This is a genomic window from Polynucleobacter sp. KF022 (genome assembly GCF_027924105.1).
GTDB lineage: Bacteria > Pseudomonadota > Gammaproteobacteria > Burkholderiales > Burkholderiaceae > Polynucleobacter.
On sequence record NZ_AP026972.1, the window covers coordinates 1,184,008 to 1,209,328 of the forward strand.

At 45.0% G+C, this 25,321-nt stretch carries 26 protein-coding genes and 1 tRNA gene; 9 read left to right on the forward strand and 18 right to left on the reverse strand.

The genetic code is table 11. From position 1 onward, the window contains the following. Positions 1 to 7: 7 nt before the first annotated feature. From phoU to PKF022_RS06200, 6 genes are all read right to left on the reverse strand, one after another. The gene (phoU, locus tag PKF022_RS06175) at positions 8 to 715 is read right to left on the reverse strand and encodes a phosphate signaling complex protein PhoU (RefSeq protein ID WP_281776232.1); all 708 of its coding nucleotides are present in this window, start codon (positions 713 to 715) and stop codon (positions 8 to 10) included. A gap of 13 nt (positions 716 to 728) precedes the next feature. Beyond that, a complete protein-coding gene (gene pstB / locus PKF022_RS06180; protein ID WP_281776233.1) occupies positions 729 to 1,577 on the reverse strand; it encodes a phosphate ABC transporter ATP-binding protein PstB in 849 nt (282 codons plus the stop codon). After that, entirely contained in the window at positions 1,574 to 2,440 is an 867-nt protein-coding gene (pstA, locus tag PKF022_RS06185) for a phosphate ABC transporter permease PstA (protein WP_281776234.1), read from the reverse strand. Before pstA ends, pstB begins: the two co-directional genes overlap by 4 nt. Beyond that, positions 2,437 to 3,426 carry a phosphate ABC transporter permease subunit PstC gene (gene pstC, locus PKF022_RS06190; protein ID WP_281776235.1) on the reverse strand — a complete coding sequence of 330 codons (990 nt, stop codon included), beginning with the start codon at positions 3,424 to 3,426 and terminating at the stop codon, positions 2,437 to 2,439. The genes pstA and pstC overlap by 4 nt, the downstream gene beginning before the upstream one ends. A gap of 81 nt (positions 3,427 to 3,507) precedes the next feature. Further along, positions 3,508 to 4,530 (reverse strand): phosphate ABC transporter substrate-binding protein PstS, encoded by a 1,023-nt coding sequence (pstS, locus tag PKF022_RS06195; protein WP_068323559.1) that lies wholly within the window; start codon positions 4,528 to 4,530, stop codon positions 3,508 to 3,510. 184 nt (positions 4,531 to 4,714) lie between these two features. Continuing rightward, positions 4,715 to 5,728, reverse strand: coding sequence for a CorA family divalent cation transporter (locus PKF022_RS06200; protein ID WP_281776236.1), 1,014 nt, complete (start codon positions 5,726 to 5,728; stop codon positions 4,715 to 4,717). A 92-nt stretch (positions 5,729 to 5,820) separates the two neighbouring features. On the opposite strand from PKF022_RS06200, the gene PKF022_RS06205 reads away from it, so the two are divergent. The 3 genes from PKF022_RS06205 to PKF022_RS06215 all read left to right on the forward strand — a co-directional run bounded on the left by PKF022_RS06205 (position 5,821) and on the right by PKF022_RS06215 (position 8,128). Continuing rightward, positions 5,821 to 6,651 carry a hypothetical protein gene (locus PKF022_RS06205; RefSeq protein ID WP_281776237.1) on the forward strand — a complete coding sequence of 277 codons (831 nt, stop codon included), beginning with the start codon at positions 5,821 to 5,823 and terminating at the stop codon, positions 6,649 to 6,651. 86 nt (positions 6,652 to 6,737) lie between these two features. Next, complete coding sequence (locus tag PKF022_RS06210) at positions 6,738 to 7,157, forward strand: hypothetical protein (protein ID WP_281776238.1); 420 nt, start codon at positions 6,738 to 6,740, stop codon at positions 7,155 to 7,157. Positions 7,158 to 7,261: 104 nt separating this feature from the next. Continuing rightward, positions 7,262 to 8,128 carry a hypothetical protein gene (locus PKF022_RS06215; RefSeq protein ID WP_281776239.1) on the forward strand — a complete coding sequence of 289 codons (867 nt, stop codon included), beginning with the start codon at positions 7,262 to 7,264 and terminating at the stop codon, positions 8,126 to 8,128. A gap of 84 nt (positions 8,129 to 8,212) precedes the next feature. Here PKF022_RS06215 and PKF022_RS06220 read toward each other — a convergent pair whose 3' ends face one another. The 3 genes from PKF022_RS06220 to PKF022_RS06230 form a co-directional block, all read right to left on the reverse strand. Further along, complete coding sequence (locus PKF022_RS06220; RefSeq protein WP_281776240.1) at positions 8,213 to 9,058, reverse strand: M48 family metallopeptidase; 846 nt, start codon at positions 9,056 to 9,058, stop codon at positions 8,213 to 8,215. A 150-nt stretch (positions 9,059 to 9,208) separates the two neighbouring features. After that, positions 9,209 to 9,526 carry a hypothetical protein gene (locus tag PKF022_RS06225; protein ID WP_281776241.1) on the reverse strand — a complete coding sequence of 106 codons (318 nt, stop codon included), beginning with the start codon at positions 9,524 to 9,526 and terminating at the stop codon, positions 9,209 to 9,211. 516 nt (positions 9,527 to 10,042) lie between these two features. Beyond that, positions 10,043 to 10,132: transfer RNA gene (locus PKF022_RS06230), tRNA-Ser, on the reverse strand. A gap of 134 nt (positions 10,133 to 10,266) precedes the next feature. Here PKF022_RS06230 and PKF022_RS06235 point away from each other — a divergent pair. Continuing rightward, entirely contained in the window at positions 10,267 to 10,512 is a 246-nt protein-coding gene (locus tag PKF022_RS06235) for an AbrB/MazE/SpoVT family DNA-binding domain-containing protein (RefSeq protein WP_281776242.1), read from the forward strand. A gap of 87 nt (positions 10,513 to 10,599) precedes the next feature. On the opposite strand, the gene PKF022_RS06240 is transcribed toward PKF022_RS06235, so the two are convergent. From PKF022_RS06240 to PKF022_RS06255, 4 genes are read right to left on the reverse strand one after another with little or no spacing between them, the layout of a single operon-like run. Further along, entirely contained in the window at positions 10,600 to 11,004 is a 405-nt protein-coding gene (locus PKF022_RS06240) for a hypothetical protein (RefSeq protein WP_281776243.1), read from the reverse strand. Between the two features lie 11 nt (positions 11,005 to 11,015). Further along, positions 11,016 to 12,326 (reverse strand): serine--tRNA ligase, encoded by a 1,311-nt coding sequence (gene serS, locus PKF022_RS06245; protein ID WP_281776244.1) that lies wholly within the window; start codon positions 12,324 to 12,326, stop codon positions 11,016 to 11,018. 53 nt (positions 12,327 to 12,379) lie between these two features. Continuing rightward, a complete protein-coding gene (locus PKF022_RS06250) occupies positions 12,380 to 13,063 on the reverse strand; it encodes an outer membrane lipoprotein carrier protein LolA (RefSeq protein ID WP_281776245.1) in 684 nt (227 codons plus the stop codon). 6 nt (positions 13,064 to 13,069) lie between these two features. Further along, entirely contained in the window at positions 13,070 to 15,382 is a 2,313-nt protein-coding gene (locus tag PKF022_RS06255; RefSeq protein ID WP_281776246.1) for a DNA translocase FtsK, read from the reverse strand. Between the two features lie 39 nt (positions 15,383 to 15,421). On the opposite strand from PKF022_RS06255, the gene trxB reads away from it, so the two are divergent. Further along, positions 15,422 to 16,378: a thioredoxin-disulfide reductase gene (gene trxB, locus PKF022_RS06260; RefSeq protein ID WP_281776247.1), complete on the forward strand. Its 957-nt coding sequence runs from the start codon at positions 15,422 to 15,424 to the stop codon at positions 16,376 to 16,378. A gap of 64 nt (positions 16,379 to 16,442) precedes the next feature. On the opposite strand, the gene PKF022_RS06265 is transcribed toward trxB, so the two are convergent. From PKF022_RS06265 to PKF022_RS06280, 4 genes are all read right to left on the reverse strand, one after another. Then, positions 16,443 to 16,841, reverse strand: a complete 399-nt coding sequence (locus PKF022_RS06265; protein WP_281776248.1) for a type II toxin-antitoxin system VapC family toxin — start codon at positions 16,839 to 16,841, stop codon at positions 16,443 to 16,445. Then, entirely contained in the window at positions 16,841 to 17,074 is a 234-nt protein-coding gene (gene vapB, locus PKF022_RS06270; protein ID WP_281776249.1) for a type II toxin-antitoxin system VapB family antitoxin, read from the reverse strand. The genes PKF022_RS06265 and vapB overlap by 1 nt, the downstream gene beginning before the upstream one ends. 60 nt (positions 17,075 to 17,134) lie before the next feature. Next, positions 17,135 to 17,332 (reverse strand): hypothetical protein, encoded by a 198-nt coding sequence (locus PKF022_RS06275; protein WP_281776250.1) that lies wholly within the window; start codon positions 17,330 to 17,332, stop codon positions 17,135 to 17,137. Positions 17,333 to 17,435: 103 nt separating this feature from the next. Beyond that, positions 17,436 to 19,496 carry a sodium-translocating pyrophosphatase gene (locus tag PKF022_RS06280; RefSeq protein WP_281776251.1) on the reverse strand — a complete coding sequence of 687 codons (2,061 nt, stop codon included), beginning with the start codon at positions 19,494 to 19,496 and terminating at the stop codon, positions 17,436 to 17,438. A gap of 183 nt (positions 19,497 to 19,679) precedes the next feature. Between PKF022_RS06280 and ppa the strand changes: the two genes are divergently transcribed. The 3 genes from ppa (at position 19,680) to glnK (ending at position 22,279) form a co-directional block, all read left to right on the forward strand. Next, positions 19,680 to 20,216 carry an inorganic diphosphatase gene (ppa, locus tag PKF022_RS06285; RefSeq protein WP_281776252.1) on the forward strand — a complete coding sequence of 179 codons (537 nt, stop codon included), beginning with the start codon at positions 19,680 to 19,682 and terminating at the stop codon, positions 20,214 to 20,216. Between the two features lie 34 nt (positions 20,217 to 20,250). Next, the gene (locus tag PKF022_RS06290; RefSeq protein WP_281776253.1) at positions 20,251 to 21,870 is read left to right on the forward strand and encodes an NAD+ synthase; all 1,620 of its coding nucleotides are present in this window, start codon (positions 20,251 to 20,253) and stop codon (positions 21,868 to 21,870) included. 70 nt (positions 21,871 to 21,940) lie between these two features. Continuing rightward, entirely contained in the window at positions 21,941 to 22,279 is a 339-nt protein-coding gene (gene glnK / locus PKF022_RS06295) for a P-II family nitrogen regulator (RefSeq protein ID WP_068323619.1), read from the forward strand. A gap of 59 nt (positions 22,280 to 22,338) precedes the next feature. On the opposite strand, the gene PKF022_RS06300 is transcribed toward glnK, so the two are convergent. Beyond that, positions 22,339 to 23,373: a hypothetical protein gene (locus PKF022_RS06300; RefSeq protein WP_281776254.1), complete on the reverse strand. Its 1,035-nt coding sequence runs from the start codon at positions 23,371 to 23,373 to the stop codon at positions 22,339 to 22,341. Between the two features lie 225 nt (positions 23,374 to 23,598). Between PKF022_RS06300 and ilvD the strand changes: the two genes are divergently transcribed. Continuing rightward, positions 23,599 to 25,290 (forward strand): dihydroxy-acid dehydratase, encoded by a 1,692-nt coding sequence (ilvD, locus tag PKF022_RS06305; RefSeq protein WP_281776255.1) that lies wholly within the window; start codon positions 23,599 to 23,601, stop codon positions 25,288 to 25,290. Positions 25,291 to 25,321 lie beyond the last annotated feature (31 nt).

Genomic DNA, 25,321 nt, shown 5'->3' on the forward strand with positions numbered 1-25,321 from the left:
GGTCGATTTATTCTTTAGTAGCTTCGCGCACTAAATCTGCGTGCGGAATGTGACGAACATCAGAACCTTTTGCAATGTAGATTACAAATTCGGCAATATTCTTAGCATGATCACCAATACGCTCGATTGCCTTAGCAATAGTTAGCATATCTAGGCCGGTAGTAATCGTATGCGGATCTTCAGACATGTAAGTAATGAGTTTACGAACGAAGCCTCTGAATTCTTCATCAATCTGACGATCCTCAGCCACAACCTCTGCTGCTGCAACCGTATCAAGTCTGGCAAATGCATCTAAGCTACGGCGCAATAAATTAATCGCCATTTGTCCCGACAGACGAATTTCGGCAACATTAATATTGTGTGGCGCGCCAGACTCAATCAAGCATTTTGTTCGCTTAGCAACGCGTTCTGCCTCATCACCTGCTCGCTCTAAATTAGTAATTGCTTTGGATACCGCCATCACCAAACGAAGATCACGGGCCGTAGGTTGACGACGTGCAATGACTTCGGTGCAGGCTAAATCAATCTGAATCTCAAGATCATTAACTAGCTTTTCGTTATCGATTACGATGTTGCAAGTATCAATGTCCATTTGCGTAAAAGCACGCATCGCTGTAGCAATTTGTGACTCAACCAATCCACCCATTTCAAGCAGACGGCTTGAAAGTGAATTGAGATCAGCGTCAAATTGTGATGATAAGTGTTTATCTGGCATTTAGTGTCTCCAATTAACCAAAGCGGCCGGTTATATAGTCTTCTGTTTCTTTGCGCTTAGGCTTAATAAATATTTCATCAGTTTTACCATACTCAACCAAGCTACCAAGATACATATAGGCGGTATAGTCAGATACACGGGCAGCCTGTTGCATGTTGTGCGTAACGATTGCAATCGTGTACTCATGCTTAAGCTCATTAATCAACTCTTCAATTTTTCCAGTAGAAATAGGATCCAAAGCAGAGGTTGGTTCGTCTAGCAAAATGACAGAAGGCTTTACTGCAACACCGCGCGCAATACATAAGCGCTGCTGTTGACCGCCAGATAGAGATAGACCGCTTTGATTGAGCTTATCCTTAGCCTCATTCCATAATGCGGCCTTGTTCAATGCCCACTCAACACGCTCATCCATTTCAGAGCGAGAGAGCTTTTCATATAAGCGCACACCAAATGCAATATTCTCATAGATTGACATTGGGAATGGGGTTGGCTTTTGAAAAACCATACCAATACGTGAACGTAGCAGGTTTAAATCCTGCCCTGGCTCAAGAATGTTCTGGCCATAGAAATTAATTTCACCTTCAGCACGCTGACCAGGGTAGAGATCGTACATACGATTCAAGGTGCGTAACAAAGTAGACTTGCCGCAACCTGAAGGGCCAATGAATGCAGTGACCTTGCCCTGCTCAATATCAAGGTTAATTTTTTTGAGTCCCTGGAAAGCGCCATAAAAGAAATTCAGATTTCTAACTTCGAGCGCATTAATTGTTGCCTGCACTGGTTGTTGATTGGTTGTATCCACCCTACCTCCTTGACTATCGATCTTATTTAAGTCAAACATTGTGTTCATATTACTCATCATGCTTGCACCTTCTCACGAAATACGACTCGCGCTAATATATTTAAGCCAAGAACGGCAAATGTAATTAATAACGCTGCTGCCCATGCCAAATCAACCCAATTGTCATATGGACTCATCGCAAACTGGAAAATCACCACAGGCAAGTTTGCCATTGGTGCATTCATATTAGTTGAGAAAAATTGGTTGTTTAACGCTGTAAATAATAAGGGCGCTGTTTCACCGCTAACGCGTGCAAGCGCTAATAAGATTCCGGTGATAACACCACTTTGAGCCGCTCTTAAAGTGATCATGAATGCTACTTTCCATTTAGGCGTACCAAGGGCATAAGCTGCCTCACGAAGACTTCCAGGAACTAAACGCAGCATGTTTTCAGTAGTACGAACTACCACTGGAATTGCAATTAAAGCCAAGGCAATAGTACCTGCCCAGCCTGAGAAGTGACGAACCTGGGCTACCACGATTGCATACACAAATAGACCGATCACAATGGAAGGGGCGGAAAGCATGATGTCTGTAACAAAGCGTGTGATCGAAGCAACTTTACTTCTATCGCCATACTCAGAAAGGTACAAGCCAGCCAGTACACCAATAGGAGTGCTAATAAGGGTACAACTTGCCACAATCATGAGACTTCCAACGATGGCATTAGCTAAGCCACCACCCTCGGATCCAGGTGCAGGTGTACTGTTCAGAAATACACCTAAATTAATTGACGAAAATCCTTTAATAAATAGAACACTCAAGATCCATAGCAAGAAAATCATACCGAGAGCCATAGCCCCAGTAGAGAGCACTAAGCCAATTTTGTTTTCACGCTTACGTTTGGCAAAAATTGAGGGATTAATATTTGAAATACCGTTCATGTTTTAAGTCCTTGCTTTTTCTCCATATTCATCAACATCCACTTAGCGATTGCTAAAACGACGAATGTAATCATGAATAGAGCAAGGCCAAGAGCAAATAAGGAAGAGTAATGTGGGCCAAGCTCAGCCTCACCAAACTCGTTTGCTAATGTCGATGCAATTGAATTTCCAGGGGCAAATAAAGATGCTGAAAGGCGATGAGCATTACCGATTACAAAGGTGACGGCCATTGTTTCCCCAAGTGCCCTACCCAACCCGAGCATCACGCCACCAATAACACCAGCCTTGGTGTACGGAAGCACAACATTCTTAACCACTTCCCAGGTAGTGCAGCCAATTCCGTAAGCAGACTCCTTTAGAACTGGTGGAACGATTTCAAATACATCGCGCATGACAGATGCAATGAAAGGCAGAATCATCATCGCCAAAATAAGGCCTGCACACAAGATGCCAATACCATTAAATGCGCCTGAAAACAAAATTCCTAAGCCAGGAATCTGCCCAAGGGTGGCTGCCAAAGCTGGCTGAATATATTCCCCGAAAAGCGGCGCAAATATAAAAAGACCAAACATTCCATAAATAATCGAAGGTACAGCAGCGAGCAACTCAACCGCAGTACCTAGTGGCCTGCGTAATGGGCCTGGACACAACTCCGTTAAGAAAACTGCAATACCAAAACTTAATGGGACTGCGATCAGAAGCGCAATTAGAGATGTAACTATGGTACCGTAAATTGCAATTAATCCGCCAAACTCACCATTAACAATGTCCCACTCTTTGGTAAAGAAAAATCCAACTCCAAATTTGTCTAGCGCTGGCCAAGCATTAATAATCAATGAAATGATGATGCCTACCAGAGCAATCAGTACTGACAGCGCAAAAAATTGTGTAATGCCGTGGAATAAAAAGTCTTGAATACGTTGTAACTTAGCAATCCGAAGGGCCTGCGGCGTTGGCGCTGAGTGCGACTGAGATGTTTCAATCATATTTGAGCTTATTTAAATTAAAAGCAGCCCCACACTTGGTGGAGCCGCTGTGTAAGAAACCAAAAATATCAGTTCCAAATATTACTTGGTGACCACTTTTGAAAATACGTTCTTACGAATAAAGTCAGTAGTAACATCCGGCATTGGTACGTAGTCCAACTCTTCAGCCATTTTCTTGCCATCTTTGAATGCGAAGTCGAAGAATTTGATTACTTCAGCTGCATTAGCTTTGTTCTCAGGATTCTTGTAAAGCAAGATGAAAGATGCACCAGTAATTGGCCATGATTTAGCACCTGGGGCGTTAGTAATAAATGTTCCCATGCCTGGAATCTTTGACCAATCAGTACCGGCAGCAGCGGCGGCGAAAGTAACATCATCAGGCTGCACAAATTGACCATCTTTATTCTTCAAAGATACGCTAGTCATTTTATTTTTCTTGGCATATGCATATTCAACGTAGCCAATTGCACCTTTAACACGTGATACGTTTGCAGCAACACCTTCGTTACCTTTACCGCCAACAGAAGAAGCCGCAGGCCACTTAACTGCAGCACCTTCACCAACAGCATCTTTCCAGTTCTGACTTACTTTAGCTAAGTAGTTAGTAAAAATTGCAGTAGTTCCAGAACCATCAGCGCGATGAACTACAGTAATTGCCAAGTCAGGCATCTTCATACCTGGGTTGTTCAAGACAATACGTTTGTCGTTCCAATTAGTAATAACGCCCTGGAAAATATCAGACAAAGTATCAGGTGATAACTTGAGTTCATAAGGCTTTACGCCTTCAACGTTAATCACTGGAACCACACCACCGATGATGGCAGGGAACTGAACCATGCCGTCTTTTTCTAAGTCATCAAATTTCACTGGATTGTCTGTTGCACCGAAATCCACAGTTTTCGCTTTGATTTGCTTAATACCACCAGATGAACCGATAGACTGATAGTTCAAGTTAGAACCAGTCTTAGCTTTGAAGGCTTCAGCCCACTTTGCGTAAATTGGGTATGGGAATGTTGCGCCTGCACCTGTCATATCCACAGCAAAAGCTGCTGGAGCAAGTGAAATAGCGCTAATAACTAGTGCTTTTTTCAAAAAAGATTTCATGTGATTGTTCCTAATATTGAAATAACGCAACATTGCGATAGTAGGAAGATACGTTTTCACTATGACGGTTTCATGACATAGGCAAAATATAGATAATTATCTATATAAATCAGTAAGTTAAGCAGTAGGAGCAAATTGCGAAGGAAGCCACTTCAACTTCTGGGGAAATTCTGAATAGGGCGAATTAAATGATTCTTTTTAACTTCAAAGACGCATAGACTGCAGCGCCAGCGATAGACATAACAATCATCACCTCATAGAAGGATCCTTTTAAACCAGGCAAATCCTCCATATTCATTCCCATAATCCCTGAGATCAAGGTCATTGGCAGGAAAATGACCGTCATCACAGAGAGGACTTGTAAATTTTTGGCGTTAAATTCAGCGACATGGGCGGCTTGCTCATCTTGAAGCACCTTTGCCCGGTCATAAAGACTGGAAATTTCCTGCACTAAATAAGTTAGTAAATCTAAATCATCGTTTAGGCCATTCTTATCCTCATCACTAAACCAATACGGCAAACGCTTGAGCAAGCGGTGTAATGCGATTAATTCTGGTGAAAATTGCCTGCGCAAACGGCTACATTGAATGCGAATTCTGCCTAAACTTTCATGCTCAGGAAACTCCCTACCCTTTAGCAGATTCTCTTCGAGCTCATCCATGTCGGCTGAAAGATGCGTTAATAAAGTACGCAATTGTTCTGCGCGCAAATCAAGCAACTCATGGAATAACTCAATAGCAGAGACCGGATTTAGTTGGCCGCTTCTGAGGTCATATCGTAATTTGTCGGTCGTTCTCAGGGGGTTGTTACGCAATGAGATCATTAATCTTGGTGTAACAATTGCCCAAAGGGTTCCCAAGCTAGAGTCACGCCCCTCATCACCAAACTCTTGCTGAAAGTCATTCATCACCATCAAGAGACAGTCATTCAGCTTTTCAATGCGCTCTAAGCGGCTGAGGTTGACGCCCTCTTGAATCATCTCTACTACACGCTCAGGAATTAGCGGTGTATTTTCAAGCCATCTCTGTATCTGCGAGTTAGATAGATTGAGATGTAGCCATATAGAAATATCAGGGTTTTCGAGCGCATCAGTAATCCCAAACAATGGAATTTCATAGCCGTTGCCAGATGAAGGCATTGCCCAAGCAAATACAACGCCAGCAACAGGAAAGGGTTTTGAAATTACTTCTGTAGTCATCGCGAAAGTGTAAGGCACCTACGTGACATCAAAATGACATGAAATTACTCTATATAAATGGTTTCTTTTGTCGATAGACCAGCAAGATTCTCATGAAAAGTTTAGGCCTTGCTCTCCTGCTGATTCCAGCATTAGCCTTTGCATTTGAGCCCTTAAATACGGATGATGCAGGTACGGTTAGGTCGGGCGGCAATCAGATAGAGCAATATTTTTTCTCTATTAATCGGCGTGGCGGGTCTCAACAGTCGGATATTGTTACGCCTGGCGAAGAGTACACGGGCAACGCAGATGCAAAAGCCTTTCCATTTACGTATACGAGAGGTCTAAGCGACACAGTTGAGGCATCTATATCCACAACCTATTACAGTAGTCCTAGTGGAAATTACTCAAGGCTTTCAAATTATGTATTCGCTAGTAAGTGGCGTTTTTTTGAAGACGAACAGCTTGGTTATGCTCTTGCTATCAAACCTACGGTAGTTTTGCCTGCGAGCAAACAACAGCAAGTAGAGGGTCTTGGTTTGGCTGCATTTAATTATGGAGCTAACTTTATTGCCTCAAAATACTGGGATGGCATAGAACTCCACTTAAATGCCATGTACATGCGATCACCATACAACACGAATTACAGCATTGGGCACGCAGCCGACAACAGCAGAACAGACATCTTTCTTTTATCACTAGCACCCGTTTGGACAGTAGCCCCAAATATACGCATAGCATTGGATTTGGGCGCCACAACAAATCCACCGGCCAATGACCAATACCTAAGCTACTACTCCTTGGTAGCTGCTATTTTTTCAATCAATGAGAGTGTTGATTTAGGGCTTTCATATATGAGGACCGCTCAAAGCATGGGGGCTACTATGGGCGCTCAAGAGGCTGGCGCAACGCGCACTGAAGTGGGCATTACCTGGAGATTCTAGATGCTTACTTTTCATGAAAAATCAAATTGTCACAATATCGTAGCAAACTTGGGATAACTCATAATGCAGCTCAATTGGAGTCAACCATGCACTATCAAATCATTCCTCTGGAGATGGGCTCGTTAGTAGAGCGCAATATTTTCCAGCAAGAAAAGAAAGAAATTAAATGCGGCACAGTCTGGAAACTAGGATCAGTTATCACCACAATCAAACCAGTCTTCCTAAAGTATTATGACCCCAATATTGGTATTTGTATAAAAGATATCGCTGGAGGAACATTAGAAAAAACTTATGGGGAAGAAAAAGTCATTTACTTCTCCGATACCATCGAAGAAGATGAGCAAGACGAATTAACAGACATCTTTTGTCAAAGCAGCCGTAAGTTTTCTAAAAGCTATGAAGATGTTTACCATGATCTAGGTTGGAGAAAAACTAGCTCTGAGTCCTATATATTTGGGGAGCTCGAAATTAAGGAATTAGATGAGGCTCCAACTTCGTATAAATGAATATTTACAACATTAAGACACTTATCGTTAGCACTCTCCTGGCCTGCTCTTTTGGGGTTTTAGCTCAATCATCTGAGCCCTTCAAGTTCATAGCCCTTGGTGATATGCCCTACAAACTCCCAGATGATTACGTTCGTTACGAAAGACTGATTTCTGAAATCAATAAGAAGAATCCGAGTTTTAGCATTTTTATTGGTGATACAAAATCAGGATCCACTCCTTGTAGCGATGAATACAATCAAACAGTCAAGGGCTACTTCAATCAATTTACTTCTCCACTGATCTACAGCATTGGCGACAATGAATGGACCGATTGCCATCGGATGCTAGCTGGGTCTTACGATCCAATTGAACGCTTAGACAATCTCAGAAGCACCTTCTTTACTACTAATAAGAGTTTTGGCAGACGTCAGACCCAACTTACTAGACAAGCAGATATAGACTCTCGTTATCAGAAGTTTGTTGAGAATTCATATTGGGTAAAGAATCAATTTTTATTTGTGAGCCTTCATATTCCTGGCTCTAACAATAACTTCGAGCGCGATGAGCGTGCAAAGAGTGAGTACTACGAGCGCAACCAGGCCAACCTAAATTGGATACAAAGCGCCTTTACACTTGCCTCGAGCAAAGGCTATCTAGGAATCATTTTTGGTTACCAGGCAGATATGTTTTATACACCGGCACAGGCAATTAATGAAGATAGCGGCTATCGCGACACATTACACGCTCTTAGCAAAAGCGCGCAAGAGTTCAAAAAGCCCGTACTATTAATTCATGGCGACAGTCATCGCCTCATTCTTGATCAACCTTTAAAAACATTAGATCAAAAATACGCCCTAGAGAATGTGCTCCGCCTGCAGATTATGGGCGCTGAACAAGTGCAAGCAGTAGAGATAAAAGTAGACCCCAAGGCTGAGCAGCCCTTTAGCTTTATCCCCATCCTACTAAGACAGAATATGAATCAGCCTTAACCTTATTAGCGTCAACCCAATAAATAGAAAAAATTACCCAATTATGAAGCGCTCATGCTTTAAGAAAGTCCTCGGTAGGGAATTTCAACGAACACATGAAATGCCGCTCTCTGACTGACTCAAATCTTGTGAATTCTTCAGTCTTTCGTTATTGCCTGGGTGAGTTGATAGGAAAGCAAATGCGGGCCCTTGCCCCAAGTCATTCATTTTTTCTGCAAAACGATAGCTTCCACAGGGAGAATATCCTGCCTTGAGGGCTAACCTCATACCAAATTTATCCGCATCACGCTCGTCATCCCTACTATAGGAAAGACCAACCCCCTTCACGGCGTTGCCAACCAGGAGTCCGCTAAAGGGAATGAAATAACTGGAAATAGCGCCCAAGGTTTGGCTAGCCACCCCAATGGCAACATCCCTATTCTTGGCGTAATCGGGCTGAGTATGGCCCAAATAATGGTGCCCCAACTCATGACCAAATACTGCGGCAAGCACATCAGGATCATTGCCAAACTGACGCATAAACCCATTGGTAAAAACAATGAAATATTGTCCGTTTTGCAGACTAGCGAAAGCATTAATATCTTCGCTTTCAGAAAAGCCCACAGTAAAGCTCGCCGGACTTACCTTGGTCATTTTTTCGCGTACGACCGCTAAATTTCGCTGAGCGCTTGGATCAACCCCCTTCAACACATTACTTGAGGTTGATCGTCCGGGATCTTGCTTGGCTGCCAAACTCCACCACACCTCATTAGGCACCTGAATAGCACTTTCACGATCGGACTTTGTGCTTGAGCATGCAAATAAACAGGTGCTTAAGAGCACCAATATAAATTTTTTAAAATAGTTATCTAATTTGATCAATGCACATATCCAAAAGCGTGTTTGATGGCATCCATCCAATAAACTCTCTAGCCTTAGTGCAATCTGCATAGCTCATTGCTACATCTCCCGCTCTTTTTGCAGCAACCTTAATCGGTCACGACCCAAAGCAGACATCCAAAGAAAAAACCACCTGAAGATGGTTTTGGTGTTTCTTGGTGACCCGTGGCGGAATCGAACCAGGGTTGAGGATGCCTGACTCTACTTACAGTTTTTCTTGTCCATCAAATCAGAAAGTCTCATCATTCTTCCATCTGCAGCTGCTATAGCTTCATTGGCATTGCTATATGTGGCAATTATTCCAACTGGGAAGAAAATTGCGGCGGCAGTATTAGTTCCATTTACACCTTTTACATCTTCAGCATCTTTTTTAGCTTGCTCAGCATATCGATACTCCTCTTTAAGGGATTCACAAGATAGATCTTTGTCTGAGAGCCTTGTAACCTCTATTACTTTTGGCGTAGAGCAGCCAACCAAAATAGAGGCGAAAAACAATATCGGGAGTAAACGAGTAAACATCTTTATTGGGATCTTTAAATAGAAAAAGTAATTTTAATAGAGAAAATGATCAAAATTGGCTGGAGATGTCCACCCAAATGAAAAAAGCCACCCAGCAGGATGGCTTTGTTAACGATTTTGGAACAAGGGTATTGTATTGCCACAAACCCTTGTAATACCTATTGACATGGCGGAGAGGGAGACGAAAAATTCACCCTCCGCGCAAGTCTACCATCACCCATCAAACCCATGTAATACAAGGGTTACAGGGCAATCTCACTTCAATCCAACCCATTCAAGTTCACTAAAATCTATGTTTAACTGGTGGGTACAGTGGTGGGTAGATTAGGTCGTGAGAAGTGAATGGATTCAATATGTAATATTTCTCCAAGGGATAGCTCACCTCATCAGAAATCAAGCAGTGTTTTAGTGGTGGGTAGGCTGGTGGGTAGATAGAATTGTAGGGAAAGAAAAGTCCCTTTTAGGGGCTCTATCCCTCGAAATATGTAGCAAAAACAATATAAGTGCCAAAAGTGCTGGCGGAGAGGGAGGGATTCGAACCCTCGGTAGGTTTGACCCTACGCCTGATTTCGAGTCAGGTACATTCGACCACTCTGCCACCTCTCCTAACAGATAAATCATTATAGCCATCGATACATTAAGCCATGCGGGCGATAGTGGCTAAAGTTTGAGCTAGGCAAGCTGGATGAGTTCCGTTAAGGTAGAGATACATTTATGCATATCTATTCAAGGACTAACTCATGAAAATTAAAATTTCTAAATGGGGTAATAGCATAGCGCTACGTATTCCCACTGCATTCATCAAGGATATGCGATTGAAATGTAGCGATAGAGTTGAGGCGACCCTATCTAGCGACGGCGCATTAATCATCAGGGCTCAAAAACTTGATCGTAAAACCTTATCTAAAATGGCTAGAGAGTTAAGGGCCTCAATGAAAATGGGCACATCGGTAATAGATCAGATTCGCTCTGGCGCTCGCTACTAACAATCTATGTATTAAAAGCATATTTCGAAATGACCCAAATACCTTTGGGATAAAGCCATGCGGTGATTCAGGCGAGTGGTGGCGCCATTACTCGCAACTGCCTGTCATTAGCAGTGCGCCAGAGAAGAATCCAAACGGCTTCTTACCGTCTTTTGCAAACCCTTCGATGCTGAGATAGTCCACAAAGGCACCATTCTTACCTGCAGACTTTTGCGTCCAAATAACTTTGTAAGCATTGCCGTTGCTTCCTGATGCGATGACTTTGGGCTTTCCTAAAGAATCCATCACATCGCCAACCACTTCCCCAGTTTTTTTGACCACTGCAAATTCTTGGCCAATTCTGGGACTGTCTTTAACGATATCTAGCTCTCCATTGCTTTTAATGTAAGCGTCACTCAAAACCTCGCATCGATAGGTTTTTTCAGTTGCCAAAATAGCTGGAGAAACCAATGCCGCACAGATGAGGGTTAGAAATAATGAGAGCTTATTCATTTGCTCAAACTTTAAATAGGCTTAAGTACTTCTAAGCCGCCTAAGTATGGCTGCAGCGCTTTCGGAATGGCAATACTGCCATCGACTTGTTGCTTGTTCTCAAGCAACGCAACCAAAGCCCTACCCACCGCTAAGCCTGAGCCATTTAAGGTATGCACCAATTCTGGTTTGCCTTGGCCAGCTTTGAATCTAGCTTGCATGCGTCGCGCTTGGAAATCACCCATGCTGGAGCATGAGCTAATTTCTCTGTATGCATTTTGTGAAGGCACCCACACTTCTAAATCGTAAGTCTTGGTGCTACCAAAGCCCATATCGCCAGTGCAGAGCAATACTTTTCTGTAAGGCAATTCAAGCAACTCCAAAATACGCTCTGCATGACCAGTCAGATCCTCTAGAGCCTGCATTGAATCTTCTGGCTTAGTAATTTGCACCAACTCTACTTTGTCAAACTGATGCTGACGGATCATGCCGCGGACATCACGACCATAGCTACCCGCTTCTGAGCGAAAGCATGGTGTGTGAGCTACAAACTTCATTGGCAAGTTATCGGCGTTGACGATTTCATCGCGAACTAAATTGGTCACTGGCACTTCTGCTGTTGGAATAAGATAGAAGTTCTCAGTCTTCGCTTCACCATTGCCGTCTTCACCGCCCATTTGGCGGGGAACCTTGAATAAGTCTTCTTCAAATTTGGGCAACTGGCCTGTGCCGCGCATAGATGCAGCGTTCACCATATAAGGTGCGTAGACTTCTTGATACTCATGCTTTGTGGCATGAGTATCGATCATGAACTGCGCTAAGGCGCGGTGCAATCTGGCGATTGGTCCTTTGAGTACTGCAAAGCGTGAACCGCTGATTTTTGCCGCCACTTCAAAGTCAAGACCTAATGGGCCGCCAAGGTCCACGTGATCTTTAATCTCAAAATCAAAAATCGGTTGCTCACCCCAACGCTTTACTTCTTTGTTTTCGGTTTCGTCTTTACCTGTTGGCACAGACTCATCTGGCAGATTCGGAATACCCATTAAGAAATCAGAAATTTCTGCCTGAAGCACTACTAAGCGGGCAGAACCAGATTCCATGTCGGTGTTTACTTGTGCAACTTCCGCCATCTCAGCAGAAGCGTCCTCACCCTTACCTTTTTTCATACCAATCGCTTTAGACAATTGATTGCGCTTAGCTTGCAATTCTTCGGTACGGGTTTGTAAAGATTTGCGCTCCGATTCTAGGGCATTGAATTTATCAACATCCAACTGGAACTTACGAGCAGCTAAACGTGCAGCAACTGCGGCGATATCTTTACGGAGTAATTGCGGATCAATCATATGTTGCTCTGGTTTGGTTTGTTCTGTTTTAGTACTTAGTGAATATTGTGGCTCTAGTTTAAGCGCAAGACTTCAGCGCCTGCTGGCGGAATAAAAGTGAAGCGATTAGCAGGCAAATTGATGTTCAATTGGATCTTATCCAGGGTTACCAAAACCACACTTCCAAGCCCATCAGTTAATTCAAGAGCCCTAGGCAAGTTATTGGCCATGCCAATAGAGATCTTCGTATAAGGAAGATCATTTTTATTCTTTGCGTTGGAGTCCTTTTTAGGCGTTAGAGAAACCCACTTCATGCCCAAGCGCTCTTCGCCTTCAATCAAGTCAAAGTGCTGCTCAAGAGATGTTTCACCAAACAAGATTGCTGCTGGAGTGGATGCCAAAGCCTGGCCTGCCGGACGAAAGGTTGCCTGATTTAAATCCTTGTCCCACAGAATCAACTGCTTGCCATCAGCAATCAACTTTTGCTCGTAAGGTTTTTGGGTATCCCAGATAAAACGGCCTGGACGCTGAAATACAAAATGTCCTTGCGTTTGACGTAGAACTTTCAAGCCCTTGTCTTGCGGCTCATTCGCCTTAGGCGCACGCAACTGCTGTTGCACAAAATCACCTTCGGCAGTTTTGGAGTTACGCACAAATTGACGTAATTGCTCAGCACCACTCTCAGATTGTGAGAACGCTGTGCCTGCAAACAGAATGCTTGCAATTCCAAGAATTGCTGAAATTAGAAATCTTGACATGGATTCTTACTCTGAAGGACGGTGCAAAATCTCGCGATTACCACCGTTACCCATCTTTGATACGAGGCCGGCTTTTTCCATATCCTCTAGGAGGCGTGCAGCTCGGTTATAACCAATACGCAGATGACGTTGTACTAATGAGATAGATGGGCGTTTATTTTCGAGAACGATAGCTACAGCTTGATCGTAGAGCGGGTCGGCTTCGCCACCGCTCTCACCGGTCAATGCATCAACATTAGATTCATCCGCGCCTTCGAGGACGCCATCAATATAATTCGCTTCGCCCTTCTCTTTGAGCCATTCCACCACACGATGAACTTCATCGTCAGACACAAAGGCGCCGTGTACACGCACTGGTAAGCCGGTGCCTGGTGCCATGTAAAGCATGTCACCCATACCAAGCAATGCCTCCGCGCCCTGCTGATCCAAAATCGTACGGCTGTCGATCTTCGAGCTCACCTGGAATGAAATACGGGTAGGAACGTTAGCTTTAATCAAACCAGTAATAACGTCAACGCTTGGACGTTGTGTTGCTAGAACCAAATGAATGCCAGCAGCACGTGCCTTTTGTGCAATACGCGCAATCAACTCTTCAATCTTCTTACCAGAGACCATCATCAAGTCAGCCAACTCATCGATCACAATGACGATGACTGGTGCTTTATAAATTGGCTCTGGATCATCCGGCGTCAAGCTAAATGGATTGGTGAGCTTCTCACCTTTTTCTTCTGCTTCCAAAATCTTCTTGTTAAAGCCAGCTAAGTTACGTACGCCAAACTTACTCATCAGTTTGTAGCGGCGCTCCATCTCGTTCACAGCCCAATTGAGCGCGTTATACGCCTGCTTCATATCCGTGACGACTGGGCATAACAAATGTGGAATCTTGTCGTAGATTGCCATCTCTAGCATCTTCGGATCAATCATGATCAAACGTACTTCATCAGGCTTAGCCTTAAAAAGTAGCGACAAAATCATGGCATTGATACCAACAGACTTACCGGCACCGGTAGTACCTGCAACTAGGCAATGCGGCATCTTCGCCAAGTCAGCCACCATTGGGCTACCGGAAATATCTTTACCTAAGGCTAGGGTCAGCAATGAATGGTTGTCGTTGTATACCTGTGAGGTCAGAATCTCTGACAAGTACACAGACTGACGTGTTGGATTTGGTAATTCCAATGCCATACAGGTCTTACCCGGAATAGTTTCTACTACACGCATACTCACTACGCCCAATGAGCGGGCCAAGTCACGTGAGAGGTTCACAATCTGACTACCCTTCACGCCCACTGCTGGATCAATCTCGTAGCGTGTTACCACTGGGCCGGGGTATGCAGCAATGACGGTTACCTGTACATTAAATTCAGCTAACTTACGTTCGATTAAACGAGAGGTAAATTCCAATACTTCAGCAGAGATAGTTTCTTTTGCTTCTGGTACCGGATCAAGCAAAGCGAGTGGTGGTAACTCTGAATCTGGAATATCCACAAACAGAGGTTGTTGTTTCTCGCGCTCAACTCGAGCACTCTTTGGAATCTCTACCGGTGCACGCACAATCTGTACTGGCGCAGCTACTTCAACACGACCGCGGAATTCTTCTACAAATTCTTCGCGCTCTTCTGCCGCAACTTCGCCTAACTTGCGATCTTCTTCGCTATCGCGACGTTCACGAATACGGTGAAAAGATACCTCCAGGAAACGTCCTACTTTTTCAGCAACGTCCAACCAGGAGAAATGCAGAAATAGGGAGAGGCCGGCACACAACCCAAAGAGCAAAACCAAGGTGGCGCCAGTAAAACCAAGGGACATTTGCAATGGGTCACCGATCAGCTCACCCAAAATGCCTCCAGGCGGCCTAGGAAGCTGCCAGGACAGCGAATGCATCCGAATAGACTCAAGACCCATACTGCAGGCTAAGGTCAGGCCAAAGCCCAACCAGCGCATTAACAAGGAATCTGGTTTAGCCTCTGGATCCGGTGGCAAGGGGATGCTCCAAAGCTCACGCCAGCCATTAAGGACACGGCGCCCAAATAAAGCCACCCACCAAAAGGCAGAAATACCAAAGACATAGAGCATTAAATCGGCTAAATAAGCCCCAAAACGACCGCCTAGGTTCTTAGGATCCTCGAAACTGGCGTGGGACCAGGCTGGGTCAGCCTTGGAATAGGTCAGCAAAATGGCAAATAAGCCCAAGCAAAGGCCTAGGGAGATGAACCAGCGGGCCTCCAATAAAAGGCGGGGCATCCTGCCCTGCCCGCCAGTATTAGGGGGCTCGGGACTCAATGGAGTCTTGGACTTCGGATATGCGGTTCTTGCCATGTTCTACCGATTGTAATCAAGCAAATCTATAATTTGAATATGACTACAAATACCCCAAAACACTCTAAAGTTCTCATCCTTGGATCAGGCCCTGCTGGCTACACAGCCGCTGTCTACGCAGCCCGAGCCAATTTGAACCCCACCCTCATTACTGGGCTGGCTCAAGGCGGTCAATTAATGACCACAACCGACGTGGAAAACTGGCCTGCGGATGCCGATGGCGTTCAAGGCCCGGAGCTCATGGATCGCTTTTTAAAGCATGCTGAGCGCTTTAATACTGAAATCATTTTTGATCACATCCATACAGCAGCCCTTAAAGAGAAACCGATTCGCCTGGTTGGCGATTCTGGAACTTACACCTGCGATGCCTTAATCATTTGCACAGGCGCTTCTGCTCAATACATCGGCCTACCAAGTGAAGAAGCATTCATGGGTCGCGGTGTTTCTGGTTGCGCAACTTGTGATGGTTTCTTCTACCGCAATCAAGATGTTTGCGTAGTGGGTGGTGGTAACACTGCTGTTGAAGAAGCGCTCTATCTCACAGGTATTGCCAAAAAAGTAACTGTGATTCATCGTCGCGATAAATTCCGCGCTGAGCCAATCTTGAACGATCGCTTAATGGCGAAAGTTGCTGAAGGCAAAGTAGAGCTCAAATTGAACGCCACTCTTGATGAAGTGCTTGGCGATGAAAAAGGTGTTACTGGTGTGCGCATTAAGAAACAAGATGGCAGCACTGAAGAGATTGCTGTGACTGGCGCCTTTATCGCCATTGGTCACAAGCCAAACACTGAACTTTTTGTTGGTCAGCTCGATATGAACAATGGCTACCTCAAGACCCAATCAGGACTTGAAGGCAATGCTACTGCCACCAATATCCCTGGCGTGTTTGCGGCTGGCGATGTACAAGATCACATCTACCGTCAAGCAATTACTAGTGCTGGTACAGGTTGTATGGCTGCACTTGATGCGCAGCGTTACTTAGAAACATTGGAATAAGTCTCTAAACTTTTAATAATAAAAATGCCTAGCAATGCTAGGCATTTTTATTAGGATATTTTTTCTAAACCCAATTTTCAAGGGCAAGGTTAGGGACTCTTTTAAATTCGGATAGATTATTTGTTACCAGGGTTAAACCATGACTTCTAGCATGAGCCGCAATATGAATATCATTTACTCCAATAGGCTTACCCTTGCTCTCCAAGAATGCCTTAATTTGACCATAATGCTGAGTTGCATTTATGTCATAAGGTAAAACTTCCAAATGACTTACAAAGTCTTCAATGTTATTAAGATTACTTTCAACCTGTTGACTCTTTTCTGCGCCATACATCAACTCCGCCAACGTAATTGTTGATATTGCCATTCGGTTTGCATTTTTATTGAAGATCTTAAGCACTTCCAGCGGCTTTCCCTTCATTACATAAATAACAAGATTGGTATCTAGCAAGTACTTAAGCATTAGAGAGGCTCTCTATCTCTTTGCTCTTGAGAGCCTCTTTCATTCATAAAATCATCACTTACACGGGCATCGCCCAAAAAGTAGTTGTCCCACATGTTTTCAATTGGGGCAATTATTCTCTCCCGACCCTTTGCGCGAACATTAACCTTTCGAACATTTTCTGGCAGCCGCATTTCTGCAGGCAATCTCACCGCCTGAGTACGGTTGTTGGTAAACACTGTTGAAATAGCCAAAATTTCACCCTCCATCTGTATATAGCAATTGTATATTGCACTTAGCATAATTTCAACCCCTTAAGAGGAAACCTTGTCTATACGGAGCTTCGGAGAGCCTCCATTTAGCATCTCCCACTCCAGGTCATCTTCACTTTCATGCGCCATGATTTGCATCTCTGTAACGAGATTTAATGCCTCACCATCAACAAAACCCTTTGGAAAGGTTTTGGGATTTGTAACATCTACGCGTACTTTAATTAATTGAATTTTTTGCATGCGTTAAATAATAATTAAAGCAATGACCGCAATATCAAAATGGCGATACCAATAAAAAACGCCTAGCATTGCTAGGCGTTTTTGTTTATTGCAGCCTGATTGCTTAACGTGAGACCACTGGCAACAATGGCACGATGAGCAATGCCACGATGTTGATGATCTTAATCAGCGGATTAACAGCAGGACCCGCAGTATCTTTGTAAGGGTCACCTACGGTGTCGCCAGTTACTGCGGCTTTGTGAGCCTCAGAACCTTTGCCACCAAAGTTTCCTTCTTCAATGTATTTCTTCGCATTGTCCCAAGCGCCACCACCGGTACACATCGAGATTGCTACAAATAAGCCAGTCACGATCGTACCCATGAGTAAGCCGCCCAATGCAGCAGGTCCTAGCAAGAGACCCACTACGATTGGGGCAACCACTGGCAAGAGTGAAGGAATGATCATCTCTTTAATTGCTGCTGAGGTGAGCATATCTACAGCTTTGCCGTACTCTGGCTTAGCAGTACCTTCCATGATTCCAGGGATGTCTCGGAACTGACGACGCACTTCCTCGACCACTGCACCAGCGCAACGACCAACCGCTTCCATGGCCATCGCACCAAACAAGTAAGGAATCATGCCGCCGATAAAGAGACCAATGATCACCATGTGGTTTGACAGATCAAATGACACTTGCTGACCAATACCCTCTAAGGCATGGGTGTAGTCAGCAAACAGCACGAGTGATGCTAGACCCGCCGAACCAATCGCATAACCTTTGGTAACTGCTTTAGTAGTGTTGCCAACCGCATCCAATGGATCGGTAATGTCACGTACCGATTGAGGTAAACCTGCCATCTCTGCAATACCACCAGCGTTATCGGTAATTGGGCCGTAGGCATCCAGTGCAACCACAATACCTGCCATCGACAACATCGCAGTTGCCGCAATCGCAATGCCGTACAAACCAGCTAACCAATACGCTGCAAAAATCGCAGCGCATACAAATAGCACTGGATAAGCAGTCGACTTCATGGAAATGCCTAAACCAGCAATGATGTTAGTACCATGACCCTTAGTAGACGCTTCAGCAATATGTTGTACTGGTTTGAACTGGGTGCCAGTGTAGTACTCAGTAATCCATACCAAACCTGCTGTTAACAACAAGCCCACCACTGTTGAGCCAAACAAGCGCCATTGGCTGCCCGGAATTCCTAAGGCATCATCCGGCATGATGAAGTTAGTTACAAAGTAGAAGGCAATCAATGACAAGCCGCCAGCAATGATCAAGCCTTTATATAAGGCTGGCATGACATTCTTCATGCCTGGCGTTGCTTTTACAAATGAGCAACCGATGATGGAGGCAATGATTGAAACGCCGCCAAGTAGTAGCGGATAAACAATCGCAGCAACTGGTGCACCAGCAACCATGAGCGAACCTAAAACCATGGTTGCAATTAAAGTTACGGCATACGTTTCAAATAAGTCTGCTGCCATACCTGCGCAGTCACCCACGTTATCGCCTACGTTGTCAGCAATCACTGCAGGATTGCGTGGATCATCCTCTGGAATACCTGCTTCCACCTTACCTACTAAATCAGCGCCAACGTCAGCACCTTTAGTAAAGATGCCACCACCTAAACGTGCAAAGATGGAAATTAATGATGAGCCGAATGCCAAACCAATCAACGGATGTAATACCGAAGAGAGGTCTTGTCCTGCGCCAATCGATACCAGGAACATAAAGAACAAGCCGACGCCCAAGAGGCCAAGACCCACCACCAACATGCCGGTAATGGCACCACCTTTAAATGCCACATTAAGCGCTTCGTTCATTCCCTTGGTAGCAGCTTCTGCAGTGCGAACGTTTGCTCGTACCGAGACATTCATACCGATAAAGCCACAGGCACCAGAGAGAACAGCACCAATCACAAAGCCTATGGCAGTTGCAAAATCCAGAAAGAGCGCCATGAGGATAGTAAGAACCACCCCAACAATGGCGATCGTCTTATATTGACGTGACAAATAGGCCGCCGCACCCTGCTGAATCGCCTCCGCAATTTCTTGCATCTTGGCATTACCCGTACTTTGCTTCAAGATCCAGCCGCGCATCACAAATCCGTAAATTACGGCTAGGACACCGCACGCCAAGGCAAAATACAAGCCTAAAGTGACATTACTCATGCTTGAACTCCCTAAAGTTAATCATTTGTTAATCTTTATTGATTTGCATATCCTGCACTTAGGTAGACCTGGTTCCCGAAAGCTTTAAACTATGGTCTTTAAGTATTACCAGTATGTAACAGAATCACCCCTGCGCCCCCTCTATAGGATCAGGGTATTTACTAATCACTATTCGGAGTATTTATGAGTCTCGACAACGTCAAGCCAGGTAAAAAGATCCCTGAAAGCTTTAACGTCATTATTGAAATCCCAATGAACGCGGATCCAATCAAATATGAAGTAGATAAAGAGAGTGGCGCAATTTTCGTTGACCGTTTTATGGGCACTGCAATGCACTACCCATGTAACTATGGTTACATCAATAAAACCATCGCTGGTGATGGCGACCCTGTTGACGTTCTCGTGATTACTCCTTTCCCATTGATCCCAGGTGTGGTTGTTAGCTGCCGCGCAATTGGTGTTTTACAAATGGAAGATGAAGGCGGTCAAGACGCGAAATTGTTGGCTGTTCCAGAAGACAAAATTTTGCCTATCTACACTCACTGGCAAAAACCAGAGGATATCAATCCTTTGCGCTTAAACCAAATTCAACACTTCTTCGAGCACTACAAAGATCTCGAGCCAGGTAAGTGGGTAAAAGTGAAGGGTTGGGGTGGTATTGCAGAAGCTCATCAAGAAATTCTTGAGGGCATCGAACGCTATAACAAAGAGAACAAGTAATTTTTTAAATTATTGATAGGCTTTGTGAATCGGAGTGAGCGCACAGAAAATTGCTTTGGCCCAAATCAACCCATTACTGGGTGATTTGGCTGGCAACGCGCAGCTAATTCACAAGGCCGCTCTTGAAGCCTATTCTCAAGGCGCCAAACTCGTAGTAACCCCCGAGCTTTCGCTCACCGGCTATCCCCCAGAAGACCTATTACTCCGCCCTGCTTTTATTGAAGCAGCGCAGGAGCAGCTTGAAATCTTAATGAAAGAGCTTGCTCAGCACTCTGGTCTGACCGTTATCGTGGGTCACCCCAAAAAGACATCCGCTGGCTTGCAAAACTATGCGTCCGTTTTACAAGACGGCAAAGTGATTGCAGGCTATGCGAAACAAGAATTGCCTAACCATGAAGTCTTTGACGAAGTGCGTTACTTCGTTCCTGGCAATCAAGCTTGTGTATTTGAATGCGAAGGCATTCGTTACGGATTAATTCTGTGTGAGGATGCCTGGCATGCTGGTCCGGCTAAGCAAGCGCATGCTGCTGGAGCACAAGTACTACTCGTGCCGAATGCATCTCCGTATCACTTGAAAAAAGAAGCGCTACGTATTGATGTATTGCGCGGCCATATTGCCCAAACCAAAATGCCGCTGGTCTATGTCAATGCCGTTGGCGGACAAGATGAATTGGTTTTTGATGGTGGCTCATTTGCTTTAAATAACCAAGGTGAAGTTGTGATGGCTATGCCCCAGTTTGAAACTGGCTTAGGCATTGTTGCAACCACCGCATCCGGTGAATTAGAAAAGGGGTTAATTACCCCACCCCAGTCTGTTGAGGCGCAGGCCTATCAAGCACTGGTCTTGGGTGTTCGTGACTACGTCACTAAAAATCGCTTCCCTGGCGTGATTATTGGCCTATCTGGCGGCGTGGACTCAGCATTAGTTCTAGCAATTGCTGTAGACGCTTTAGGTGCCGACAAAGTGCGCACCGTCATGATGGCCTCACGCTATACCGCGGACATTTCCTGGATCGATGCGCGGGAGATGGCACAGAACCTAGGCGTGCAATACGATGAGATTCCAATCAGCGGACCGGTTGATGCTTTAGAGACTTCTCTAGCCGAACAATTTAAAGGTTTAAAAGTAGACGCTACTGAAGAGAACATTCAGGCACGTGTGCGCGGCACACTGCTCATGGCGCTGTCTAATAAAACCGGTCGACTCGTTTTAACCACTGGTAACAAAAGTGAAATGGCAGTTGGGTACTGCACGCTCTACGGAGATATGGCTGGTGGCTTTGCAGTCATTAAAGACATTGCCAAGACTTTGGTGTATCGCTTATGCGCCTATCGCAATAGTATTAAGCCCATCATTCCGGAGCGTATTTTGACTCGCGCCCCTTCAGCAGAATTACGCCCTGACCAAAAAGATCAAGATAGCCTGCCTTCCTATGAAGTATTAGATGGCATCGTTGAACGCTACATGGAGCAAAACCAATCCATCGCCCAGATTATTGCCGCAGGCTTTGATGCGGAGAGTGTCGAAAAGGTTACGCGCCTTATTAAGCTCAATGAATACAAACGTCGCCAAGCACCCCCAGGGGTCCGCGTAACAACCCGTGCTTTTGGCCGGGATTGGCGTTACCCAATCACATCGCAATTTAGAGCCTAGAGCCCAAAAACAGCCCAATTTTGGCAAGCTATTGAAGTTCTAGGTATGATTACTGCATTAGGGGGAATAAATGAAATTAATTACATCCATCATTAAGCCGTTCAAACTCGATGAAGTCCGTGAATCCTTGGCTGAAGTAGGCGTTACCGGTCTGACCGTGACTGAAGTTAAAGGTTTTGGCCGTCAAAAAGGTCATACCGAACTCTATCGTGGTGCTGAATATGTAGTCGACTTTTTGCCTAAGGTAAAAGTAGAAGCTGTAGTTGCTGATGACCGCGTAGAGGCTGCTATCGAAGCCATTACTAAAGCGGCGCGCACTGGCAAGATTGGTGACGGAAAGATTTTCGTTACTGCAGTTGAGCAAGTGATTCGTATTCGCACTGGCGAGACCGATAACGCAGCTGTTTAACGCTCGACTAAATGCATTATCCAAACCAGCGGCTTCATTAGCCGCTGTTTTTATTTGGATTAACGGAATTGAGAGTCTGTAGTGGTAGATGGAGCTACAGACTGAACAATTTCAGCGGACTCCAAAATAATGGTCTTGCTACTTGTATTGCCAGTGCGCACCTTCGCGCCTTGGTAATACAAATCTACTTGATTTAATCCACCAGTTAAGACTTTAAACGGTGGCTTGCCATACACGCTGGCTCCAACACCAGGCTCAAGCATTTTGTTTTGAGTTTTACCGGTAGCATCCACCACACAAACCGTTTGTGCAGTCTTGGATTGCAAATACACCATATCGCCCGCTTTTTTAGGTGCGTCTGGTTTGTAATTGAGAGCAGAAGCATCGGCAGGTGGGCACTCAGCTGAAACGGCTGCCGCTACAGGCTGAGTAGCCGGAGCAGGAACAGCGGTTGCGGGCTGGGCAGCTGGTGCAGGCTCAGTAGGCGCGCTTGCTGGCGGCGTCTCTGGCGCAACTTCTTGAATGATGACCACTTCTTCTTTAACTGGCTCAGGGAAGAATAGCGGACGTAAGTTCACCACAGAAAAAATCAATGCCGCAGCAATTGCTAATAACAGGATGATCTTCTTTTTTGAGCTCACTGGCACTTTTGATTTGACGCTGTAATCAAAGGCGCTTTGTGAAATATTGATAGCACTGACTTTTTGAGTTTTTGAATCCTCAACTATTGCTTGAGTTGTGGGCGTAACTTCTTTTTCTTTTGCCGTCATTGCTTTTTGCTCTGGCACAGAGGTTTTTGTCTCCTCCTGCAATTTTTCTTCTACTTCAGCTGGCTTAACGGGTTGCGCTACTCCAGAAAAATCAAATGCCTCTTCTGGAGTGAGCTTTAATAAAACAGCAACTTTTTTTGCTGCCGTGATTTTGTTTTGTAGCCCATAAAAACTAGTTATCTCGCCATTTTCGATTTGCTCAATTTGGCGAACCGAGAAGCAGGACATTCCCGATAAATCCTTCGTGCTTAAGCCTAGACCTTCTCTTGCTCTAGTAAATGCTTCTCCGCGAATTTCTGGAAGTTTTGTTGGTAGATGTGCCAAGTCAGGTATCTTATGATTGTGTACGATTCCATATTACCCCAATCAATTACATTTGTAAGTCATTAATAAACATAGACTTTCTGTGTCAATAAAGCTCATTTAATATTGCATCGCAACAATTACATTCGTGAGCGTCAATTGCCCACTGATACGTTTGACGGCTGGCTAATCGATCTCACGGCACAATAGAGCCTTTAGACACAAACCTTTTCTGGAGTAATAAGCATGAAACGCCTAAATGAACGCTCGCGCATGGTCACCGAAGGGGTCGCTCGAGCACCTAACCGTTCGATGTATTACGCAATGGGTTACGAAGAAAAGGATTTCGTAAAGCCAATGGTTGGCGTTGCGAATGGTCACTCCACGATTACTCCTTGTAATAGTGGCTTGCAAAAATTAGCCGATGCAGCAGTTGAAGCTCTCGAAGCAGCAGGCGCAAAAGCACAAGTATTCGGTACTCCAACAGTTTCTGATGGTATTGGTATGGGCACTGAGGGTATGAAATACTCTCTCGTCTCACGCGAGGTAATTGCTGACAGTATTGAAGTTTGTGTCAATGGTCTTTGGCAAGATGGTGTAGTTGTTATCGGTGGTTGCGATAAAAATATGCCAGGCGGCATGATGGCTTTGGCTCGCACTAACGTTCCCGGCATTTATGTTTATGGCGGCACCATCAAGCCAGGTCATTACAAGGGCAAAGAGCTCAATATTGTTTCTGCATTTGAAGCGGTGGGTGAATTTACTTCTGGTCGACTCAGCGAAGAAGATTTAAAAGGCGTTGAGCAGCATGCTTGTCCAGGCAGCGGATCATGTGGCGGCATGTATACAGCGAACACCATGAGCTCTTCCTTTGAAGCTTTGGGTATGAGCCTGCCCTACTCCTCCACGATGGCTAACGTTGATGCCGAGAAGGTTACAAGCGCAGCTGAATCAGCGCGTGTCTTAGTTGAAGCGGTTAAAAATAACCTGCGTCCACGCGACATCATCACTAAGAAATCTATTGAGAACGCTGTGAGCGTCATCATGGCTGTTGGTGGTTCTACGAATGCGGTATTGCATTTCTTGGCCATTACTAGTGCAGCTGAGATCGACTGGACTATTGATGACTTCGAACGTATTCGCAAGCGCGTTCCTGTAATTGTGGATATGAAACCATCTGGCACTTACCTAGCAACCGATTTACATCAAGCCGGCGGCATTCCACAAGTGATGAAGATTTTGCTCGACGGTGGATTACTCCACGGTGATTGCATGACCATCACTGGTAAGACAATTGCTGAAGTACTGAAAGATGTTCCTTCCGTGCCACGCGCCGATCAGAAAGTGATTCGTACTTTAGACAATCCTTTGTACAAGCAAGGTCACTTGGCCATTCTCAAAGGTAACATCTCTCCTGAGGGTTGCGTTGCGAAGATTACTGGCTTGAAGAATCCATCTATTACCGGTCCAGCACGTGTCTTTGATTCTGAAGATGACGCGATGGCAGCCATCATGGCCCAAAAGATTAAAGATGGTGATGTGGTGGTGATTCGTTATGAGGGCCCTAAAGGTGGGCCTGGTATGCGTGAAATGCTTGCCCCTACCTCCGCCCTGGTTGGCCAAGGCTTAGGCGAGTCAGTTGGCCTCATTACCGATGGTCGCTTCTCTGGTGGTACATGGGGCATGGTAGTTGGCCACGTAGCGCCTGAAGCGTATGTCGGCGGCACAATCGCCCTTATCAATGAAGGCGACTCCGTCACTATTGATGCCCACAAACTACTCATTCAACTCAATGTAGATGAGGCTGAGATCGCCAAGCGTCGTGCAGCGTGGAAGCAACCTAAACCACGTTACACCCGCGGTCTGCTCGCAAAATACGCAAGTCTTGCAAGTAGTGCTAGCAAAGGTGCGGTAACGGATTTGGACTTAAAAATATAAGTTGTTTAGCCAAAGAAAAAGCCCCTAAGTA

Excerpts from the sequence above, each read along its gene's own strand:
- PKF022_RS06255 (WP_281776246.1), bottom strand. The coding sequence starts at position 15,382 with ATGGCAAGAACCGCATATCCGAAGTCCAAGACTCCATTGAGTCCCGAG.
- PKF022_RS06265 (WP_281776248.1), bottom strand. The coding sequence starts at position 16,841 with ATGCTTAAGTACTTGCTAGATACCAATCTTGTTATTTATGTAATGAAG.
- phoU (WP_281776232.1), bottom strand. The coding sequence starts at position 715 with ATGCCAGATAAACACTTATCATCACAATTTGACGCTGATCTCAATTCA.
- PKF022_RS06205 (WP_281776237.1), top strand. The coding sequence starts at position 5,821 with ATGAAAAGTTTAGGCCTTGCTCTCCTGCTGATTCCAGCATTAGCCTTT.
- pstS (WP_068323559.1), bottom strand. The coding sequence starts at position 4,530 with ATGAAATCTTTTTTGAAAAAAGCACTAGTTATTAGCGCTATTTCACTT.
- PKF022_RS06215 (WP_281776239.1), top strand. The coding sequence starts at position 7,262 with ATGCCCTACAAACTCCCAGATGATTACGTTCGTTACGAAAGACTGATT.
- ppa (WP_281776252.1), top strand. The coding sequence starts at position 19,680 with ATGAGTCTCGACAACGTCAAGCCAGGTAAAAAGATCCCTGAAAGCTTT.
- trxB (WP_281776247.1), top strand. The coding sequence starts at position 15,422 with ATGACTACAAATACCCCAAAACACTCTAAAGTTCTCATCCTTGGATCA.
- pstC (WP_281776235.1), bottom strand. The coding sequence starts at position 3,426 with ATGATTGAAACATCTCAGTCGCACTCAGCGCCAACGCCGCAGGCCCTT.
- ilvD (WP_281776255.1), top strand. The coding sequence starts at position 23,599 with ATGAAACGCCTAAATGAACGCTCGCGCATGGTCACCGAAGGGGTCGCT.
- PKF022_RS06210 (WP_281776238.1), top strand. The coding sequence starts at position 6,738 with ATGCACTATCAAATCATTCCTCTGGAGATGGGCTCGTTAGTAGAGCGC.
- PKF022_RS06240 (WP_281776243.1), bottom strand. The coding sequence starts at position 11,004 with ATGAATAAGCTCTCATTATTTCTAACCCTCATCTGTGCGGCATTGGTT.
- serS (WP_281776244.1), bottom strand. The coding sequence starts at position 12,326 with ATGATTGATCCGCAATTACTCCGTAAAGATATCGCCGCAGTTGCTGCA.
- PKF022_RS06250 (WP_281776245.1), bottom strand. The coding sequence starts at position 13,063 with ATGTCAAGATTTCTAATTTCAGCAATTCTTGGAATTGCAAGCATTCTG.
- PKF022_RS06200 (WP_281776236.1), bottom strand. The coding sequence starts at position 5,728 with ATGACTACAGAAGTAATTTCAAAACCCTTTCCTGTTGCTGGCGTTGTA.
- pstB (WP_281776233.1), bottom strand. The coding sequence starts at position 1,577 with ATGATGAGTAATATGAACACAATGTTTGACTTAAATAAGATCGATAGT.
- PKF022_RS06275 (WP_281776250.1), bottom strand. The coding sequence starts at position 17,332 with ATGCAAAAAATTCAATTAATTAAAGTACGCGTAGATGTTACAAATCCC.
- PKF022_RS06280 (WP_281776251.1), bottom strand. The coding sequence starts at position 19,496 with ATGAGTAATGTCACTTTAGGCTTGTATTTTGCCTTGGCGTGCGGTGTC.
- PKF022_RS06220 (WP_281776240.1), bottom strand. The coding sequence starts at position 9,058 with ATGCAGATTGCACTAAGGCTAGAGAGTTTATTGGATGGATGCCATCAA.
- glnK (WP_068323619.1), top strand. The coding sequence starts at position 21,941 with ATGAAATTAATTACATCCATCATTAAGCCGTTCAAACTCGATGAAGTC.
- pstA (WP_281776234.1), bottom strand. The coding sequence starts at position 2,440 with ATGAACGGTATTTCAAATATTAATCCCTCAATTTTTGCCAAACGTAAG.
- PKF022_RS06235 (WP_281776242.1), top strand. The coding sequence starts at position 10,267 with ATGAAAATTAAAATTTCTAAATGGGGTAATAGCATAGCGCTACGTATT.
- PKF022_RS06225 (WP_281776241.1), bottom strand. The coding sequence starts at position 9,526 with ATGTTTACTCGTTTACTCCCGATATTGTTTTTCGCCTCTATTTTGGTT.